18 protein-coding genes and 3 pseudogenes are annotated in these 17823 nt (G+C 74.1%); 2 read left to right on the plus strand and 19 right to left on the minus strand.

What is annotated here, in order from left to right:
* Window positions 1–26 precede the first annotated feature (26 nt).
* Window positions 27–856 (minus strand): annotated as a pseudogene (gene tcmP / locus UK82_RS43505) (three-Cys-motif partner protein TcmP); the annotation flags it as partial.
* Window positions 857–1076: 220 nt separating this feature from the next.
* On the opposite strand from tcmP, the gene UK82_RS43510 reads away from it, so the two are divergent.
* Entirely contained in the window at window positions 1077–1235 is a 159-nt protein-coding gene (locus UK82_RS43510) for a hypothetical protein (RefSeq protein WP_396230665.1), read from the plus strand.
* 882 nt (window positions 1236–2117) lie between these two features.
* On the opposite strand, the gene UK82_RS28490 is transcribed toward UK82_RS43510, so the two are convergent.
* Together UK82_RS28490 and UK82_RS33835 are read right to left on the minus strand one after the other, a co-directional pair.
* A complete protein-coding gene (locus UK82_RS28490) occupies window positions 2118–2588 on the minus strand; it encodes a hypothetical protein (RefSeq protein WP_152990047.1) in 471 nt (156 codons plus the stop codon).
* Between the two features lie 44 nt (window positions 2589–2632).
* The gene (locus tag UK82_RS33835; protein ID WP_161849180.1) at window positions 2633–3007 is read right to left on the minus strand and encodes a hypothetical protein; all 375 of its coding nucleotides are present in this window, start codon (window positions 3005–3007) and stop codon (window positions 2633–2635) included.
* A gap of 250 nt (window positions 3008–3257) precedes the next feature.
* Here UK82_RS33835 and UK82_RS28500 point away from each other — a divergent pair, with 250 nt between their 5' ends.
* The gene (locus UK82_RS28500; RefSeq protein WP_055410414.1) at window positions 3258–3677 is read left to right on the plus strand and encodes a hypothetical protein; all 420 of its coding nucleotides are present in this window, start codon (window positions 3258–3260) and stop codon (window positions 3675–3677) included.
* 11 nt (window positions 3678–3688) lie between these two features.
* Here the strand turns inward: UK82_RS28500 and UK82_RS28505 are convergent, their stop codons facing one another.
* From UK82_RS28505 to UK82_RS28600, 16 genes and pseudogenes are all read right to left on the minus strand, one after another.
* A complete protein-coding gene (locus tag UK82_RS28505) occupies window positions 3689–4096 on the minus strand; it encodes a DUF4326 domain-containing protein (protein WP_201784253.1) in 408 nt (135 codons plus the stop codon).
* Complete coding sequence (locus tag UK82_RS28510; RefSeq protein ID WP_055410416.1) at window positions 4096–4503, minus strand: hypothetical protein; 408 nt, start codon at window positions 4501–4503, stop codon at window positions 4096–4098. The genes UK82_RS28505 and UK82_RS28510 overlap by 1 nt, the downstream gene beginning before the upstream one ends.
* Window positions 4500–5882, minus strand: a complete 1383-nt coding sequence (locus UK82_RS28515) for a hypothetical protein (protein WP_055410418.1) — start codon at window positions 5880–5882, stop codon at window positions 4500–4502. The genes UK82_RS28510 and UK82_RS28515 overlap by 4 nt, the downstream gene beginning before the upstream one ends.
* A 331-nt stretch (window positions 5883–6213) precedes the next feature.
* On the minus strand, window positions 6214–6414 hold the full coding sequence (locus UK82_RS28520) for a hypothetical protein (RefSeq protein WP_055410420.1): 201 nt from the start codon (window positions 6412–6414) through the stop codon (window positions 6214–6216).
* Window positions 6415–6605: 191 nt separating this feature from the next.
* A complete protein-coding gene (locus UK82_RS28525; RefSeq protein ID WP_055410422.1) occupies window positions 6606–7130 on the minus strand; it encodes a Pycsar system effector family protein in 525 nt (174 codons plus the stop codon).
* A 550-nt stretch (window positions 7131–7680) separates the two neighbouring features.
* Window positions 7681–8025, minus strand: a complete 345-nt coding sequence (locus tag UK82_RS41905; protein ID WP_055410425.1) for a hypothetical protein — start codon at window positions 8023–8025, stop codon at window positions 7681–7683.
* A complete protein-coding gene (locus UK82_RS43515) occupies window positions 8022–8252 on the minus strand; it encodes a helix-turn-helix domain-containing protein (RefSeq protein WP_396230666.1) in 231 nt (76 codons plus the stop codon). The genes UK82_RS41905 and UK82_RS43515 overlap by 4 nt, the downstream gene beginning before the upstream one ends.
* A 382-nt stretch (window positions 8253–8634) precedes the next feature.
* A complete protein-coding gene (locus UK82_RS28545) occupies window positions 8635–9309 on the minus strand; it encodes a hypothetical protein (RefSeq protein WP_055410430.1) in 675 nt (224 codons plus the stop codon).
* Window positions 9310–9371: 62 nt separating this feature from the next.
* Entirely contained in the window at window positions 9372–10004 is a 633-nt protein-coding gene (locus UK82_RS41750) for an NUDIX hydrolase (RefSeq protein ID WP_063897593.1), read from the minus strand.
* A 41-nt stretch (window positions 10005–10045) separates the two neighbouring features.
* A complete protein-coding gene (locus tag UK82_RS28555; RefSeq protein ID WP_055410432.1) occupies window positions 10046–10510 on the minus strand; it encodes a hypothetical protein in 465 nt (154 codons plus the stop codon).
* Between the two features lie 921 nt (window positions 10511–11431).
* On the minus strand, window positions 11432–11620 hold the full coding sequence (locus tag UK82_RS28565) for a hypothetical protein (RefSeq protein WP_055410436.1): 189 nt from the start codon (window positions 11618–11620) through the stop codon (window positions 11432–11434).
* A 41-nt stretch (window positions 11621–11661) separates the two neighbouring features.
* Entirely contained in the window at window positions 11662–11853 is a 192-nt protein-coding gene (locus UK82_RS28570; protein WP_055410437.1) for a hypothetical protein, read from the minus strand.
* Window positions 11850–12884: pseudogene (locus UK82_RS40780) on the minus strand (ATP-binding protein); the annotation flags it as partial. The pseudogene UK82_RS40780 and the gene UK82_RS28570, both read right to left, overlap by 4 nt.
* Window positions 12885–15657: 2773 nt before the next feature.
* Window positions 15658–16170: pseudogene (locus tag UK82_RS28585) on the minus strand (hypothetical protein); the annotation flags it as partial.
* 129 nt (window positions 16171–16299) lie between these two features.
* Window positions 16300–16938: lytic transglycosylase domain-containing protein (locus UK82_RS28590; protein ID WP_313949845.1), on the minus strand; the 639-nt coding region annotated here is incomplete at its 5' end.
* A gap of 597 nt (window positions 16939–17535) precedes the next feature.
* Complete coding sequence (locus UK82_RS28600) at window positions 17536–17805, minus strand: hypothetical protein (RefSeq protein WP_055410450.1); 270 nt, start codon at window positions 17803–17805, stop codon at window positions 17536–17538.
* Between the last annotated feature and the right edge of the window lie 18 nt (window positions 17806–17823).

Raw genomic sequence — 17823 nt, forward strand, 5'->3', positions numbered from 1 at the left:
CCTGCCGGCGGGCGCGGGCTTCCTGNCGCATCACGGGAAACTTCCGCGCGGTGGCGCCGTAGACCGTTTTCATGATCTCGTCCCCGGCAGGGTGGTCCGTCGCGAAGATCATGTCATACATCGGCGAGTTACCCCGATTGGTCATCCGCAGGGTGTGGGTGAACCGGTAGCCCAGCGCTTTTTCCAACTGCCAGCGCATCAGGTTGGTGAACTCGTTCCGGGCGCCTTCGGGATCGAGGTGGCCCGCGCGCCGGCCGGCGAGGATCGGCCTCCACGCCTCCGACCCGAACAGCTCCGTGATCAGCCACTCCGCCCGTGCCCGCTGGTCTGGGGTGAGCTGGTCGTTGACCACCCGGACGATCTGCGCGGACGGCAGGAGCAGGAACAGCTCGACCTTCGTCCGGGACTGCCGCTTGTGGGCCGCCAGCACCTCGAGGAGCGCCCAGCGTGCCTCCACCCCGTCCGGGTCGACGAACGCGAACGTCGGTGACCGCCGGTAGGCGGCCAACCCCTCCAGGGCCGGCCTCAGGGTGTCGTGGACGTCCCCGGTGTGGATCACCACATCCCGGTCGGGATACCGGCGGCGTAAGGCGGCCTGCAGACTCGCCGCCCGGCCCGCCCGCAGCTCGAAGCCCCGCACCACCGTGAACGGCGGGTCGGTCGCCAACGCGCGCAGCAGACTTCCCTCAATCCGCTGATCGCTGTCCCGGCCCACGTTCTCCGCCTGGCCAGCGAAAAGATCCAGGTAGACGGTGTTCCTCGCCTTCGCACACGCCTTCATGAAAGCCGGGAGATAGTCGGACAGCATATGCAGCTTGCTTTCCGTCCAAAACCCCCACGGACGCTCCGCAACCACTCACTGTAAGTATCACTACCGATAACCGCAGGGAACTACCCGTACGGTCCAGACACCCCATAGTCACCAAGACAGCATGAGTCCGCGACGCTGACGCCAGTTGGGTCGCAGGAGTCGGCTGCGGCCGCCGTGGCGTGACTCGCCGGCGGCCCGCCTGGTGCTCGTCGACGAGCGGCGCGACCCTGGACCCATGACGAAGTCGCAAGGTTCGGGCACGCCGATGACGTCGGAGGCCGCCTCGCGGATCCAGTCCGCCGGCGACCGAAACCCCGGCGGGCGCACCGGCCGGAGCGGGTTCGGGCGCCGCGCGCAGTCCGCGGCCGCCGGCAACGAGACGAGCAGGACGACGGGGACTGACCGGCGGCGACGGTCGCGGTAGCGGCCCACCGGGGGGCGCACCCGCCGGATCCGGGTTCTGGTCCCCGCCGGCCCCACCCGGTGCTACCGCTACCGCCCAGCTCAGGGCGCCTCCGACCGGTCGCGCGGCCGCTACCCGGTAGCGGACCCGCCGCTACCGCCCCCGGCGCACGATCATCACGTGATGGCCGTCAGGAGGCGGGGATGCCGCTGACCCCGAGCCGGTGGCCGAGCGCGATCCAGTTGGTGGCGATCTCGTGCTGGGCGTCGGCCAGGGTGAGCTGGCCGGCGCAGACGGCCTTCTTGGCGGCGTTCTCGACCGGGTCCTTGTCGTTGTGCAGCCCCTTCTCCGGCCACAGGTTCGCGACCGCGTCCGGGGCCCCGCCGAGCTCCAGGGAGATCAGATGGTCCAGCTCGTAGTTGCCGGGTGNCGCGCCAGCGTAGTCGCCGTAGGCGGCAATCGCCTCGAGCTTGATCCTGTTCGTGACCGAGGTCGACGGGCGAATCGTCGCCGTCCACCCTGCCTTGCAGATCGTGGTGCCGATGGTCGCCTGGGTCACCGCCGGGTTGGTTGCTCCGGGGGAGCAGGCAGGGTCCGGCAGCTGGTCGTGGTCGCGGGCCTGGCAGTGCGCCGGGTAGTCGGTGGACGCGGCCACCGGCACCGTTGTCGGCGTCGACGCGAACGCGGCACCGCGCCCGGACGCCGAACTCCCGGTGGAGGTGCAGGCCGACAGGGTCAGGGCTGTAACCAGCGCGAACAGGGCGATGTACGGACGTGGCATGACACCGGATTCTGCCGACCCGCCCGCCGCGACCGCTACCGTCCAGCTCAGGGCGGGCGTCCGACCGGTGCGCTGTCGCTACCTGGCGGCGGACCCGGTGCACGTACGTCACGTGATGATCGTCAGAGGATCGTGTCCCGCGAGTCGTAGGCGTCCGGCCCCGGACCGGCCGAGTCGACCAGGACCGGGTCGGGGGCACAGTCCCGGCACCGCTCGCGCTGGTACGCCTCGCCCGGGACGTCGTTGTACCCGCCGATGATCGCGTCGCCGCAGCCGCGGCACTGACCGATCACCGCACAGCTCTGACACCGTTCCCGCCGCCCCGGAGTGCCCGGGGGCAGCGCGGTCACCCCGGGGATCAGCGCATCCCCACAGCCGACGCACTGCGGCGGCACCGCGTCATCCTCGTCGCTCCAGCCGTCGCGCTCCGGCCACACCAGGCCGTACAGGCAGGCCGCGCACTCCTCCGCGCCCGTGGCGGTCGTGCCCGGCACGAGCAGTGCCCCGCACCGGGTGCACTCCGCTCCGGCCACCGTGCCGTCGTCGAGCTGCTCCTGGTCCACGTTGACCCTCCCCGTCCTCGCAGTCGTCACCGTGATGATCCCGCGGCCGCGGGTCCTGCAGTCCCGGCACCGCCTCAGCCGGCCCGACACACGTCCGCGTACGCCGTCGCCGCCACATCCCGCACGACTGTCGGCCTCAGCCCGTACGGCGCGAGATCGATCCGGATCCGGACCGCCGCCGCGTCGTAGTCCAAGCCACTGTCGATCATCATGCAGACCTCCTGCGCGACGGTGGCGAGCGGTCCGAGAGGAATCGTCACGTCGTACAAGGTCTCCAGGTCGGCCTGCAGACCATCCACGCCGCGCCACACCGCCCCGTTCCCCGCCGGGGTGACGGCCGCAGCGGTGATCGTCGCTTCCACAGCAGTGGGAGACGGTGCCGGGGCCGCACGGCCATCCGTCGAAGTCCTACATCCACCGAGCAGCATCACCGCGACCACCACGATCACAGCTGCACCATGACCCCGCACGAACGTCCCCCCGACCCAGTATTTTCGATCTTGCTGTCGTAGATTCTCAACACTGTTGACTAACTCAAACCATGATCATCCCGAGTGCTCAACCATACGATGATCAAAAACCGCATCTGAGCCCGGCGACTCATCATGATCTTTTCGGTGTCGGCCGAATCGACGCTGTCGAACGGGGATCATGATGACCATGGCGGATCCGACCGTTACTGACCCTGACGTACGGCACATGCTCAAGCTGCTGGCGATGATCCCCGGCCCAGACGACGTCTGGTTCTGGAACCGGATCAACGAGGGCCGCTACCGCGGCCATCCATCCCTCGAGCCAGAGGAGTGGTCCGGCGAGGACACCAGAGGGTTCATCGATGGTGGCTACACCGTCAAAAAGATCATCGGGCATCTGCCGGGGACCCTGCGGGGCGAGGTCCAGGCCACGGGCCTGCTCGCCAGCTACCTGATCGTCTTTTTCGATCACGACTCGGACAGCCTGCGTCAGGCCATCGCTGTCCGAGTCGGCGAGGGCTTCAGCGGGTTGTTCGGCCAGCGGTGGATCGACGACATGCTCGCGACCGCCTGGCGGGTCTACGTCACCCATCCCGTCACCCCCCGGAAAGACCTCGCCGAGACCTGGCGTCGACGCGATCTGTAGCCGGACGTTCGTCACGTGACGAACGTCCGCGCAAACCGGGCGAGGACGTCGCCATGGCACGCCCGCGGGGCGCACCAGCAGCCCAGCGCCCGGCCGCGCAGCTCGGGGATCCGGGCGAGCAGATCGGGCCGGCCGGCGAGGTCATGCTCGTAGGCGGCGATCACCTCGGCCCGCTCGGCGTCGCCCGCGCCGGGGCGCAGCCGGTGCCTGTTGCCCCACACGGTGTCCCGGCCGATCCGCACCAGCAGACCGGCATCACGCAGGTGGCGCAGCAGCGGCGGGTACGGCTGGTACAGGCCCGGCAGGCGCACGACGACGGTCTCGCCGGCGGCCAGCCGCTCGAGGATCCGGACGTCCGGCGCCGCCAGGCCGTCGCCGGCGTCGTCGAACAGGCCGGGCTGCATCGGCACGAGCGGCATCACGTGTCCGCTCCACCTACCGGAGGGACGTGGCTGGGCCAGTAGTCGGCGATCGAGGCGTATGCCTCATCCCAGCCTTCCTGGTCGTGTATTGCACCGAGGGAGCACTGGCAGGTCGGTGGGTGCCGATCGGTAGCGAAGTACACCGCGATCGCCAGGGCGCGGTCCTGAGCGACCTCCCAGGCGATCCGCCGGAAGTCCTCGGCGGTGGTGACGATCGTTGCCTGTCGCCGTCGTCCCGCCTTGTCGGCGTCCAGGGCGGCGACTGCGACGCCGAGAGCAGCGTCCTTCGCCCGGCACAGGAGAGCTTCCAACTCGTCGACGCGCTGGCGGAGGGCATCGCGGTCCTGGACGACACGGACGTACTCGGCGGGCGGGATCGGGTCGGATGCGTCACGGATGGTCATGCGACACCTTCGAGGTGGTGGGCGAGGGCGGCCTCCAGCTCGGCCAGAGTCGGCCGGACGGTGCCATCCGCATGGGTCGGGGTGGGCGCGAGGTTCTGCGTGGCGCTCAGGGTCGTCTCCGTGGCCGCTGGGGACTGCTCGGACGGGACCGGCAGTCCGGCCGGACCCGTGACAGTCTCGACCTCCGCCGGGCCGGGCTGCAGGCTCTCGGCGTAGGCGCGGATCGCGGCAACGTCGTGGTCATGTTCGGCGTACACCTGGGCGGCGAGGGTGCGGACGAGGACGGGGCTGCGCCGGGACCGCTGGTAGACCGGGCTCGCCGCGACCGCGGCATCGACGATTCGGCCACGCAGGACGGTGCCGATCGCGTCGTCGATCGCGTCGTGCCGGGCCGCCACGGCGGTGGTGTCGTCCGCGGCCGCCCGGTGCTGCTCGGCCGCGCGGGCCCGGGCCAGCCGTTCGGTCTCCCGTCGGATCTCCGCCTCGACAGCGGCGGTGTACCGGCGGCACGCGGTGCACGGGCACACCGCCGGCGACTCCGGCAGGACCGCCGGTTTCCGGTCGTCGCCGGTGTGCAGCCGGTGCTGCATCAGCCCCTGCGGATGGTCGATCCGTCCGGGCAGGTCGGCGAGCAGGTGGTCGGCGAGCACCGTCGGATCCCAGCCGTCCGCGAGCGCCGCGGCGACCGGGGCAACGAGCAGCGCCCGGGCACGGTCCCCGATCCGGACTCGCTCGTGGCCGGCGACGACCTCGAGCACGGCCCGCACAGCCGCCGACGTCTCCAGATCGGCCGGGTCGGTGGTGTTCGTAGTCGAGGTTGATTCACCACCACCACCGCCTGGCACGGCGACCAACAGCGCGGTCTGCGCAGGCGCCGGCGACGGTGGTGGTTCTTTATTGAGGTTCTTTACATGAGGGGAACCGGACATGGGTGTCCGGTCGTCAGCACCACCACCGGACGCTGATGTCCGGTCGTCGATGTCACCACCAGACACCAGTGTCCGGTCGTCGATGCCTGACCACCGGACACTGGTGTCCGGTCGCGGGGCATCGGCGGGGGGCGGGACGACCGGCATCGGCAGCGCCTGGACCGAGGGCATCCGCGCGGCGTAGGCGGCCTGGGGATGGCTCTTGCGACGGTTGTTGTGCCGGCGGGTCAGCTCGATCAGCCCCCGGGTACGGGCCTCGTCCAGACACCGCTGCACCTGCCGCTCGCTCACCCCGACCTCGGCCGCCAGCACGGCGTTCCCGGGCTCCCCGTCGCGGCCCGGCAACCCATCGCGCCACTTCATGTGGCGGGCCAGGCGCATCAGGACAGCCTTGCCGGTGGGCGTCGACATCTCCGCGTACACGGTGTCCTCCCACCGAGGACGACTCACCCACTCCCCCGGCGGCAAAGGCAGATCCTCGTGGTCACGCGGCGCGCTCACAGTGCCCCCCCCGCGTCGAGGTACGCGGGTTTGACGAGACGCAATATTGCCGGCCGTGACCGGCATGACGCGGGGCGCGGCAGATGTCCGAGGCGGGAGGTAACACGCCTGAACGAATGGGCGGACTCAGTGGCCAGCAGACGCTGGCGCGTGGCATCGTTGAACACGCAGCTGCTTCCTCGGGAGAAGGGGCGGCACCATGCGGGATCACTCGGGCTGGCACCCGGGCCCCGCGCATTCGTAGACGAGGGCCGCGCCTGGCAGCGCGGCCCTCGTTGCGTTACGAGGCCATGGGCACCGCCACGGGCAGCGGTGGCTCGCCGAGCTCGGGCACCATCACGTCGAGCGCGGCCACGAGGTAGTCCGTGCGGGTCGCGCCGGCGGCCGCGGCCGCCGCGTCGATCCGCGCGAGCAGGTCCGGGGACAGCCGCAGCAGCACCGACCGCCGCGGGCCGTGGCTGATATCCGGTGACTTCGGCATGGGGGATGTCTACCGCAGTCCGTCCGGATGCTGACGGACCTACCACCGGCGTGTTGCGCGGGATATCAGTGGTCGCTACGTGCCGAGGCCCGGCACCCCTGTGGTGGGATGCCGGGCCTCGGGTCGTCGTGATCGGTGTCGTCATCGTCCTGTCATGGGTCGGCGGCAAAGGTCGGTGTGGCGTCTGAGGGTCAGAGGGCGGTGCCGAGTGCCAGGGCGGTGAGCAGGGCGCCGGCGCCGGCGAGGGCGAGCAGCGCCCGGCGGATCCGCCGCCATTTCCGGCCGGCCAGCCCGGCGAGGTGCTGCAGGTGCGCGACCCGCGGGGCCGGGTCCAGGGCCAACGCGGCGAGCGCGGCCGCCAGTGCCGCGGCGCCGCCCTCGCCGGATGGGTAGCGGCGGATCGACGCCCACGAGACCGGCGGTGGCTGGCCGGGGCCGTCCGGAGTGAGGTCGGGCAGGACCGCGGAGCCGAGCAGGGCCAGACCTGCGGCGGCGGCGAGGACCGCCGCCCACCAGACCACCTGGGCGGCGGCGGGCAGGCTGCCCGGGGTCCAGTCCCCCGCCATGAGGGCGGCGAGGCCGACCGCGGCGAGCGTCGCGGCCGCGCCGGCGATCCCGAGGGCGGTGCTGTTGGCGCGGGCGAGCTCCTCACGCACGGCGGCGTGCTGACGGTCCAGCTCGGCGAGCAGCGCCAGGTCGTCGGTCGGGGCGGTCATCGGCCGATCCCGGAGACGCCGAGGGTGCGCAGGATGAGCCGCTGGACGTGGCCCAGCGTCGTCGTGGGGTTGTGCTGGTAGGCGACCAGCGCCTGCCCGGGGTCGACCCGGGNCGGGTCGATGTCGAGGGCCAGGGCGAGCTCGTCCGCCGCGGCGAGCGCGAGCAGGGACGGGTCGTCGTAGGGGTGGCGGTGGTCGGCCAGCGCGATCGCGCCGAGGACGTCGACGCGGCCGTCGTTGTCCTCGATCTCGTACCGGGACCAGCCCCGCTCGGTGAGGGCGAGTAGGGCGCCGGCGAGCAGGGCCTGCGGGGTGGTGACCGGGCCGGCCGCCTGGTAGCGGGGGTGGCCGGTGCGCAGATCCGGGCCGATGGTCAGGACGCCGGGGATGGATCCGGTCTGCCAGAGCACCCAGTGTTCGGTGTGGTCGAGCGCGGCCGCGGCCGTCGGCGCGGTCACGCCGGCCGGGGAGTGCAGGGCCAGGGTGAGGATCGTGGCGGCCTGGACGTCGTCCAGCGCGGCCGCCGGCGGCGACGTGGTGGTCGCGGTCGTCATGCCGGGTCTCCGATCAGGGCGAGGGTGCCGGCGCTGGTGGCGCCGGTGACGGCGACCCGGGGCCGGCGACGGGCCGGGCCGGGCGGGACGGCGGGCGCGGGCTGCCATCTGGTGGGCGGCTGCGACTCGGCGGGCGGCACAGTCGGCGCGGGCGCGGGCTGCGGTCCGGCGTCCGGCGTGGCCGGTGCCGGTGCGGGCGTGGGTGCCGGCTGCGGCTCGCCCGCCGGCGTGGTGGGGATGGCGGGCGTGGGGTGGTGGTGGGGCGGCGCGGTGGCCGCGGCCAGCGCGGTCGGGTAGGTCTCCCGGGCGCCGCAGCAGGACCAGGTGGCGGTGGCGGTCATCGGGAGGCCGTCTCGACCGGGAGGTCCCAGCGGTAGCCGAGGCCACGCGCTGTGCTGATGACCTCGAGGGGGGCGAGGTGGCGGCGGATGCGGCGGATGTGTTCGGTGACCGTGGAGGGGTCCTGGTACTGGGTGCCCCACACCTGCTTGAGCAGGTGTTTGCGCTCGAGCATCCGGCGCGGCCGCAGCGCGAGGTAGGCGGTGAGGTCGTATTCGCGGCGGGTCATCGGGACGNCCACGCCGTCCACGCGGACCTCCTGGGCGGGCAGGTCGACCAGGAGCCGGCCGTCGGCGTACCGCAGCACCTGCCGGGTGGGGCGTCGCCGGTCCGCCGCGGTGTCCTGGGCCGCCGGCGGGGGGGTGGGCGTCTGGTCGAGCGTGCCGGTGATCTGGAGGGCGGCGGTCAGCTCGACCACGGCGTCGGTGAGCGCGACCACCGCGGCGGTCAGCTCGGTCGGGGTGTCGGGTCCGAGGGGGGTGCGGATCGGGATCGGGACGGTCATGATGGGGGCCTCTCGTCTGTCTCTGCTGGTCTCTGCTGGTGGGAGCGGGTGAGGGGCCCCGGCGCGGCGATGCTGTCCAGGCATGGGCGCCGCGCCGGGGGCGTACTCAGCTGCTGCTGTCGGCGTAGTCCGCGGCGGTCTCGCCGGCGGGGACGTCGGTGTGGTCCGTCCCGTCGTCCGGCCCGTCGATGTCGCCGGCGTAGAGCTCGCCGTCGTCCTCCAGCCCGTCGGGGTCGACGTCGTCGAGGGCGCCCTGGACGAGCACGTCGGCCTCGTCGAGCAGCTCGTCCACGCCGGTGACCGGCGCGGCGTCCGCCGGGCCGAGCATCCGGGCGACCCACGCCTCGGTGGCCGCGCGGTGGCGCCGCGCGGCGTCGGCGATCCGCGCGGGCAGCGGCCCGGTCGGCGCGGTGTCGTCGACGTGGACGATCTGGACCCGGCTGGCGTGGTCGTAGGTGTACTGGCCGGCGCGGGCCAGCACGGCCGGGTCGGTCAGCGCCAGCACCTCGCGGCCGCCGGCGATGGCGATCCATCCGCCGTTCCCGAGGCGGCGCGAGGCGGCCGACGCGGCGGCCTCGGCCTCGGTGGCGGGGCGCAGCCGCCGGGGCCGGTCGGTGGTCTGGCCGTCCAGCGCCCACAGCCAGCCGTGGCGGGTCGGGGGCAGGGTGGTGTCGGCCGGGCGGGTGACCCGGTCCAGCTCCTGGAGGGCCATTCCCGCGACGCCGAGGGCGCCGGCGGTGAGGGCGACGTCCCGCAGGACCGTCATGCTGATGCGGATCATGGTGTGTCCTCTCTCGTGGTCGTGCTGGTGGATGGAGTGCGGCAGGGGGGCCGTAGCGGAGGTCAGGCGGGCGGGGTGGTGATGGTGATGACGGCAGTCCAGGAGGCCCACGTCCCCTGATCGCCGGTGAACGCGCCTATCAGGGCGCCGGCGCCGGGGGTGGGGTCGAGGCGGATGTCGTGCCATCCGCCGGCGGTGTCGTCGCGGACCTCGTCGGCGGGGGCCAGGAGCTGGGCGACCCCGGCGGGCGTGAGCACCGGGGAGATCGGGGTGTGGGGGTAGGCGGCCCGCAGGATCTGCTCGTGGTCGAACGCCAGGCCCTCGGTGAGGGCCCGCTCGACGGGCACCCACTCGGCCGCGGCGGCGTCGTCGCCGGCGGCCGGTGTCGGCAGGTCGTGGAGGTGGGTCCGGTAGGCCCAGGTGGCGTACCGGCCGCGCGGGTCCCGGCCGGGGTCGGCCCAGACGCCGACCAGGGCGAGGTCCTCGGCGTGCAGCCCGGTCTCCTCGGCCAGCTCCCGGCGGGCGGCGTCCTCGGGACGCTCGCCCGGGTCGATGTGGCCGCCGGGCAGCGCCCAGCGGCCCTCGAACGGGGCCCAGCCGCGGCGGATCAGCAGCACGTGCGGGGTGCCGTCCCGCTCGGACAGGGCAACGACGTCGGCGGTCAGCCGCGCCATCTCGGTGGTGATGTCGGTCATCTCGGTCCTCTCGGGTTGTGCAGGGATGGGCGTCGGGGTGGTCAGTGGCGCCAGCCGGGCGGGATGGCCAGCTCGAGGGGCAGGGCGAGGACCTCGGCGTTGCGCCAGACGTATTCGCCGCGTGGATCGCCCCAGGGGCGGATGACGTGGACGGTCTGGCCGGGTGAGTCCGCCCAGGGCTGGCCGGAGTACTGGTGCCGGTCGGGGGTGGACTCCCACTGCTCGCGGGTGGTGTCCGGTTGGAAACCGGGCGCCAGGTACCAGCCCAGGCAGACCAGGGCGTGCTGCGGGTCCTGCAAGGCGCGCAGGGCGGTGGAGGTCTCCCAGACCAGGTCCCCGGGCTGCGGGTGCTCCATCCGCTGGCGTATCTCGGTCGCCACCCCGGCACGCCGGTCGGCAACGCTGATCGTGGTGCGCAGCAGGCAGGCGGCGGCGATGAGCCGCTGGGCCTCGGTCATGCCGGCCGCGGCCGGCGGCAGGGCGGGCCTGCGGCCGCGTATGCCCATGTCAGCCACGTCCGCGGGCGGCCGCCGGGGCCGGGTCGAGGTGGACGTGGGGTGCGGCGGTCAGGTGGCGGGCGGCGTCGGTCTGGGTGAGGTGCCAGCCGCGGAACGGCTGCGGGTGTCCGGGCAGGTAGCCGGTGCCGGGCAGGTCGGCGGGGAGCCGGGCGGGGTCGGCGGGCACGCCGGGTGGGACCGGGGCCTGGCCGGGCAGGCGCAGGACGGCGAGGTTGGCCTGGGAGAGCTGGTCGCGTAGCTGGGGGTGGATGGTGGCCGCGGACGGATCGCCGGTGATCACGACCAGGGCGACGGCGGCCTTCCGGCCTTCGCGGGCGATGCGCAGGGCGGCGCGGGTCAGCGCAGAGGTCGACGAGGCGAACAGGCCGTGGGTGTCCTCGACGATCAGGATCAGTCCGGGCTGGTCGGGGGTGGGCTGGTGCAGGGCCTGCTGCTTGAGGCCGTTGCAGACCTGCCGGTAGTGGAGATGGGCGACGGCGTCGTCGAGCTGGGCTCCGAGGTCGCGGGGGTTCAGCGCGGCGCGTGGGGTGTTGTACATCAGGGCGGGCAGGTCGCTACCGCCGTGGGGGTCCGTGGTCCACAGGGCGATCTGGCCGGTGCCTGCGGCGGTGACGGCGAGCTGGGNGGCCAGGGNGCTGGTCCCGCTCGCGGGGCCACCGATGATCAGGCCGCTGTGCAGCCCGTAGCCGGGGGTGATCAGTGGCCACAGTGCCGGGGTGCGGTCGGCGTGGAGGCCGATGATCGCGCTGCCGGTGGCGGGGTCGTAGGCGGCGTGCGGGCCGGGGTAGGGGTGCACGGCGCGCAGCCGGGCGGGCAGCTCACCGGCGGGGGNGCGGGNCCTCGAGAACAACATCGGATCGGGTCCTTTCCTGGCAGGGATGTGGGGGATGGACAGGCGTGCTGTGTGGGTCAGGTCGGGCGGGAGCCGGCCGCGTCCTGGCTGGCCTGGTCGAGGTGGACGCGGGGTGCGGCAGCGGCCAGCTGGGTGGCGGTGTCCGCGTCGAGGTGGTGGATCCGGATCGGCCGGGGGTCGCCGGGGGTCAGGGCGACCCCGGGCTGTTCCAGGACCGGCGGCGGGGTGGGGTTGGTGGAGCTCATGGGTGGTGTCCCTCTCTGCGGGGCTGGTGCGGGGTGGGCGGTCAGGGAGTGAGGGCGGGCCGGGCGGCCGTGGCGAGGCGCAGTGCGGTGTGCAGCAGCTCGGTGCCGGCCGGACGACCCGTGGTCTGGGTGAGGTGGCGGTCGGCGGTGTCGGCGGCCAGGGCGACGGCGGCGGCGGTCAGAGCGAGGCGTAGGGCGTCGGCGCGCAGTCGGCGGAGTAGGCGGTGGGTCATGAGGCGGTCCTCTCGCTGGTGGGGGTCCAGGTGCCGTGGAGGTCGTTGTTGACCAGGCCGGCCTTTTTCAGGGCGTTGAGGATCGTGCGGGTCTGGGTTTCGGACAGGCCGGCTGCTTCTTGGATCGCGCCTTTGCGGACGACGCCGTTGCATATGAGCTGGTAGATGGCTTGGTGGGAGGGGGTGCGCAGCACGGGATGCGCGGTCGCTGCGGGTGCGCCGCCGAACGTGGGTGCGGGGGGAATGTCGCCGAGGCCGAGGGCCGCGGGCGCCGGGCTGACGGGCGCAGCGGGCGTGGCGGGCGCGGTCGGGGTCGGGCGGGGTGTGGGGATGGTGATGGTGGGGCGGGTGCGGGGCTGGTGGAGGGCGGCGGCAAGGGCGGGATCGGCGGCGGCGAGGGTGGCGATGAGGTCGGGGTCGAACGCGGCGATCTCGTCGGCCAGCGCCGCCTTCGCGGCGTCGCGGCGGGTGTGCCGGTCGCGGTAGCCGTCGCCGAGCATCGCGAGCACGGCCGGCTCGAGCTGGGTGGTACGCGGGGCGGCGGCGGCGAGCGCCGCGACGACGACGTCGGGCTCGTAGTGGCCGCGGAACGGCGCGACGCGGGCGTCGTCGCCGCCGATGTAGCCGATGCCAGGCACCGGCGGCAGCGTGGAGGAGTCCAGCTGCAGCGAGGGCAGCATCCCGCCGGAATTGCTGCCGGTGCGCAGCGCCACGGTGTTGAACGCGGCGAGGTTCGCGCGTAGCGCGGGCAGGCTGCCGTACGACTCGACGCCGGGGTACTGGGTGGCCAGCCACAGTCCGGCGCCGCCCTTGCGTTCCTCGCGGGCGAGGCCGTCGGCGAGCTTCGCCATCCGGCTGCCCTGGGTGAGGACCTTGTGGCACTCGTCGATGATCAGGATGACGAGAGGTCCGGACTCCAGGGGATGCGTGGACCGCGGATACAAGCCGTTGATCTTGGTGCGGATGGTGACCAGGTCCGTGAGCGCCTCGAGCTGGAGCTCGATCTCGTCGGGGTCGGTCGCGGGCCAGTCNCAGCAGGCCAGTAGGCCGGGCAGGCTGGATCCGCCCTGGGGGTCGCCGACCCAGACCAGCACGTTGTTGTACTGCAACGACAGACCGAACAGTTCCAGGACCCGGGATTTCCCGGCGCCGGACGCGCCGACGACGGTGCCACCGAGGGCACCGAACCCCGGTTTGAACACGCGCACCGTGGCGTGGGCGAGGTCGGGGTAGACGCCGATCCGGACCTCGCCGGTGGTCGGGTTGTAGGCGTGGCGGACACCGGGGTAGGGGTGGACCTGCCGCAACGGGTTGCGGTCGGCGTCGGTGATCAGGAGGGTGGCCCGGTCCGCCCCGCCCGGGTGGGTGTCGACGCTGACCTGGTCGAGGGGCATGCCGAGACCGGAGGCGATGAGCGGGCTGGCGTCGATCGCGGACTTGGTGGACTGGCGGCCGGGTTCGAGGCGGATCGTCCAGGTGGTGCCGGTGCGGACCGCGGCTTGTTCGGTCAGCCGGCTGCCGGGCAGGGCCCGGCCCTGCGCGGCGATCGTCTCCGCCCACACCGCGGGGATCAGGTCCTCCCACGCCGGCGCCGGCGGCTCGGGTTCCGGGTCGGGTTCCGGGTCGGGCTGGGGGGCGGGGGCGACGGTGGGGATGTGGTGGCGCCGCCAGACAGGCGCGGCGGCGGCGAACCCGCCGCCGACCAGGGCCACCGCGGCCCAGCCCCCCGCTCCCTGCACGGCGGCCCACGCCAGCCAGAGGTCGCCGCCGGCGACCAGGACCAGCAGATAACGCCGGGCACGGCGCCGCGCCGGGCTGCCCGCGACCGTGGCCCGCCGGATCCGCCAGCCACCGACGGCCAGCACCCCACCGGTCCAGCCAGTGACGGTCCAGCCCAGCGCGCCGGGCAGTCCCGCCCCTGCCGCGCCGGCGACCCACAGCACGCCGATGAGCAGCAGCGGGGTGGTCTGCGCGTGCAGCCGCAGCCCGACATCGGGGGGCTGGGGCAGCCGGTCGGCCAGCCTCTGCCGCACAGGGGCGCGCGGACGGTCCGGGGCACTGGTGGGCTGCACGGTCACGGGGGGCTCCTTCCTGGCGGTCGGACGGGAGACGAGAGGGGGTCCTGGCGACTTCCGCACAGACCCGAACGTGCGTTCGGGTCCGGCGGGAGTGGTCAGGCGCGGCGGTACCAGTCGATCGCCGCAGCACCCGGGGTGCTCGCGACGGCCTCCTCCATCAGCCGGTGGGCCTCCAGCGCCGCGGGCACGGCGTCGGCGGCCGCGGCGAGCTGCTCCGCGACGTCCTTGGCCGTCGCGNCCGCGCCGCTGGCGGCTTCGAGGGCCGTGGCGAGCTGCTCCGCGGTGTCCTTGGCCGTCGCGATCGCGGCGAGGACCTTCTCGTCCGCGAGCTGCGAGGCGGTCAGGTAGGTGGTGGACAGCTCGATCCGCTGCGTGATGTCGGTCGTGACGTGGCCGGCGAGGGCGTCGTAGGAGGTGCCGGACGTCTCGATCCGCGACGCGATGTCGCTGCGCGCGTGGCCGGCAAGCTGCTCGTAGTACGTACGGGTCGACTGGATGTTGGTGGTCTCACCACTGCCAGTAGTCATGAACGGGGCTCCTTCGAGGGCGGGGATCCCGGCCGCGGTCGCGGCCGAGTCGTGCGCCATCAGCCCGAGGGGTGGGCTGGTGGGGTCGGGGGACGGGCCGGCGGCCTCGTCGGAGCGGACGAACGTCGGCCCGTCGACGCGGAGGCCGTCTTGGTCGAGCCAGCCGGTGTAGCCGGCGTGGCGCTCAGCGAAGAACCGGCCGGTCGGGCAGCCCAGGCGGTGATCGGCGGCTCGTGCGCTGACCAGCCGGCCGTCTCGGTCGGCCGCGACGCACTCGGTGCAGGCCGCCGTGGCCTCGGCGTCCCGGGCGGCCTGCTCGGCGGCCACGTCGGTCGCGGTCCGCTCGACCCGGTAGCGAGCGCTGATCCACTCGGCGATCAGCGTGTCGCGCTGCGCGGCGGTGTAGGTGTCCCAGGGCAGGCCCGACATGACGCCCCGCTGCTCGTCGACGGTGAGGTCGGACCAGCAGCGCGGGGCGACGATCTCGGCGTCGGATATGTCGTCGTCCGCGGTCGGCGTCGTGGCGCCGGCCGGCGTCGGCGTGGGAGACGCCGGTGGGCCGGTGCGCCAGGTCGGATCGTCGTGGCGGGCCTGCGCGGTGAGGATGTCGGCGGTGCTCACCCGGTACAGGCCATAGCGGACGCGCAGGTGGGCGCGGACCGCGGCGGCGGCCTCGTCCACGCTGAGGTCCCCCCACTCCCGGCCCGCGGCGCGCACGTCGGCGACGATGCCGCGCTGCTCGTCGACGGACAGCTCCGACCAGCAGCAGGGTGCCTGCCGGCCAGGGCCGTCGCCGCGGCTGTCTGCCGGCTGGGACGGGCGGTCGGTGGTGTCCTGCCGGCCACCGGCCGGCGGGGTCGACGGTGTGCTCGGCTCCCCCTGGGGGCGGGGTCCGGGGCCGGCGACCCACACGGTGGGCCCGTCCCAGGGGCGCCAGCGGCCCCGGTCGGCGCGGGTGGTCCGGCCCTGATGCCAGCCGGCCCGCCAGCCGTCCCCGGCGGCCTGCCAGATGCTCCCGGCGGCCTGGGCGACGCCGCCGGCGGCGGCCTCGACCCCGGCGGCGGCGGTGTCGGTCACGGTGGGCCGGGCCGGGCTGGGGGGCAGGGGCCGGCCGAGCAGGGCGGCCTTGCCGTGCCGCCAGGTCTGGCGGGAGGCGTGGACGATCGCGTAGGTCAACGCCCACAGCAGCAGCAGCTCCATCAGCGCACCCCGAGGGTGTGCTGCAGCACGGTCGCACCAGCACCGCTGATGATGGTGATCGCGCTGGTGACGACCGACCCGACGCTGCCCGGGATCGTCGCGGCGACCGCGGGCAGGGTCAGCCCGACACCGAGGGCGCCCAACTTCTCGGGACGGCGGGGACGGTCCCGGCCGGCCCGGCCGGTGCGCCCGGATCCGATCGCCCGCGGCCAGCCGTAGACGTCGCCCTGCCCGCGGCCGCGGCCCAGAGCGCCGGCCCGGGTGCGGGCGGAGGCCAGCGCGGCGAACGTGTTCTCGTCGGGGATGAGCTGCAGCACGTAGTAGATCGCCAGGACCAGGGCCAGCGCACCGGGCACCGCCCCGCCCAGCGTCGTCCGGGTGACCTCGTTGATCACCATGTTGGCGGCGTGGGTTCCGGCGTGGATCGCGGTGTACAGCCAGCCGCGAGACAGCGCCGCGCCGGCGAGCAGCGCCAGCAGCGCCGCGACGCGCGGCACACGGCGCTGCCACAANAGCAGCCCGATCACGAACAGGGGGATCGCCGCCGAGACGGCACCAGGGTTGGTCAGGTGCAGCGCCTGGGCCTGCACCGGCGCGAACGCGGACACGGACACGGTCTGGGACATGGGGGTCTCCTCGGGTCAGAGGTGGGAGGGGTCGGTGTAGGTGGCGATCAGTGCGGTGATGCTGCGGACGTAGCCGCGGGTCTCCGCGATCGCGGGCACGGCGCCCGCGGCGTCGACCGGGCCGGGGCCGCAGTTGTAGGCGGCGATCGCCAGCTCCGCGCGGCCGCCGTAGCGGGCCGCCAGGGCGCACATCAGCCGGCCCTGCGCGGTGATCGCATCGGCCGGGTCCCACGGGGAGGCGGTCCCGTCCCCGTCGGCGTCCACCGCCCAGCTGCGCCAGGTCGCGGGCATGAACTGCGCGATGCCCTGCGCCCCGACCGCCGAGCGGGCGTTCGGGTTGAACCCGGACTCCTGGGCCAGCTGCGCGGCGAGCAACGCCGGGGTGATCTGCGGGCACTGGCCGCCGGCGCGGTCGATCCACGGCCGCAGCGCGGCCGGGACCGGCGCGCCGGGCGCCAACGGCCCGCCCGCCGGCCCGCCGCCCACCAGCGGGACCAGGCCCGCGACCGCGGCAACCGCGACCAGCAGGCAGGCCACGACCAGCCGGCGACCCAGCCACCAGGCCACCACCGCGGCGGCGACCAGCCCGACCAGCGGCCAGCCCGACTCGACGGTCAGCGGGGTCATCGCAGCACCGCCAACGCCACCAGGCCGNCCAGCAGCACGGCCAGGCCCAGGCGGGCCGGACGCTGGAACAGCCAGGCCACCAGGTAGCAGACCAGGCTCACCGGAATCGAAATCGCCCACTGGTAGACCTGGNCGGCGCGGCGCCAGCCGTCGGCGTCCTCGGCGCACCACGGCGCCTCGCGGGCGTAACGGACCAGATCGGCCATCGGCGGCTGCGGCGCGGACCAGGGCGACGGGGTCTCCCCCACCGCCACGTCCCACACCCGCGCCACCCGCGCCCGCACCGGCAGCAACTCCGGCGCCACCAGCTCCGTCGACACGGTCGTCTCCGGTGTCCACCCCGCCGCCTCGGCGCCGCCCGGGCAGCCGGCACGGTGCGCCTGACCGGCGGCCGCCTGACACACGCAGCCACTCACCACCCCCACCCCCCATCACCAGACGTGACGATCAGGGGCGCGGGGGTCGGCGCGGTTTGACCGCGGTCGGCCCTCGCGTGTACGCGCGGGCGCGCGTCGGTGCGCGTGGTTGCCGGCCCCCGCCAGCCCGCCGGCGCCGACCGCGGACCGCGCAGCGCGGTTTCCGCCGCTGTTTCACCGACCGTGACCGTCAGGACGGCCGATCCGGTCAGGGTTGGGCGCGCAACTCGGCCTCGTGCAGCCGGGCGACCGCCTCCTTCACCGTGCGCAGCAGCAGGTCCACCTCCCGGCCGACCGCCGGCTCCGGGGCGTGCACCAACGCGCCGCGCAGATAGTCCACGGCCACCCCGACCTGATCCGCCGGCCGGCCGCGGCGCACCCGCGCCAACTCCCGATCGAACCGGGCCTGCCGCCGAGCGTGCCGGGCTCGCACCCGCTCCACCCACGGCCGCGGCGCCCGCGCCTGCCCCCGCGACATCCACCCTCCACGTGATCG

The sequence above is a fragment of the Frankia sp. ACN1ag genome (genome assembly GCF_001414035.1).
In the GTDB taxonomy this organism is placed as follows: Bacteria; Actinomycetota; Actinomycetes; order Frankiales; family Frankiaceae; genus Frankia; species Frankia torreyi.

Coding starts and splice junctions, on each gene's coding strand:
- UK82_RS43510 (WP_396230665.1), top strand. CDS start 1,077: ATGACGTCGGAGGCCGCCTCGCGGATCCAGTCCGCCGGCGACCGAAAC.
- UK82_RS28500 (WP_055410414.1), top strand. CDS start 3,258: ATGCTCAAGCTGCTGGCGATGATCCCCGGCCCAGACGACGTCTGGTTC.
- UK82_RS28505 (WP_201784253.1), bottom strand. CDS start 4,096: ATGCCGCTCGTGCCGATGCAGCCCGGCCTGTTCGACGACGCCGGCGAC.
- UK82_RS28510 (WP_055410416.1), bottom strand. CDS start 4,503: ATGACCATCCGTGACGCATCCGACCCGATCCCGCCCGCCGAGTACGTC.
- UK82_RS28520 (WP_055410420.1), bottom strand. CDS start 6,414: ATGCCGAAGTCACCGGATATCAGCCACGGCCCGCGGCGGTCGGTGCTG.
- UK82_RS28525 (WP_055410422.1), bottom strand. CDS start 7,130: ATGACCGCCCCGACCGACGACCTGGCGCTGCTCGCCGAGCTGGACCGT.
- UK82_RS41905 (WP_055410425.1), bottom strand. CDS start 8,025: ATGACCGCCACCGCCACCTGGTCCTGCTGCGGCGCCCGGGAGACCTAC.
- UK82_RS43515 (WP_396230666.1), bottom strand. CDS start 8,252: ATGACCCGCCGCGAATACGACCTCACCGCCTACCTCGCGCTGCGGCCG.
- UK82_RS28545 (WP_055410430.1), bottom strand. CDS start 9,309: ATGATCCGCATCAGCATGACGGTCCTGCGGGACGTCGCCCTCACCGCC.
- UK82_RS41750 (WP_063897593.1), bottom strand. CDS start 10,004: ATGACCGACATCACCACCGAGATGGCGCGGCTGACCGCCGACGTCGTT.
- UK82_RS28555 (WP_055410432.1), bottom strand. CDS start 10,510: ATGGGCATACGCGGCCGCAGGCCCGCCCTGCCGCCGGCCGCGGCCGGC.
- UK82_RS28565 (WP_055410436.1), bottom strand. CDS start 11,620: ATGAGCTCCACCAACCCCACCCCGCCGCCGGTCCTGGAACAGCCCGGG.
- UK82_RS28570 (WP_055410437.1), bottom strand. CDS start 11,853: ATGACCCACCGCCTACTCCGCCGACTGCGCGCCGACGCCCTACGCCTC.
- UK82_RS28600 (WP_055410450.1), bottom strand. CDS start 17,805: ATGTCGCGGGGGCAGGCGCGGGCGCCGCGGCCGTGGGTGGAGCGGGTG.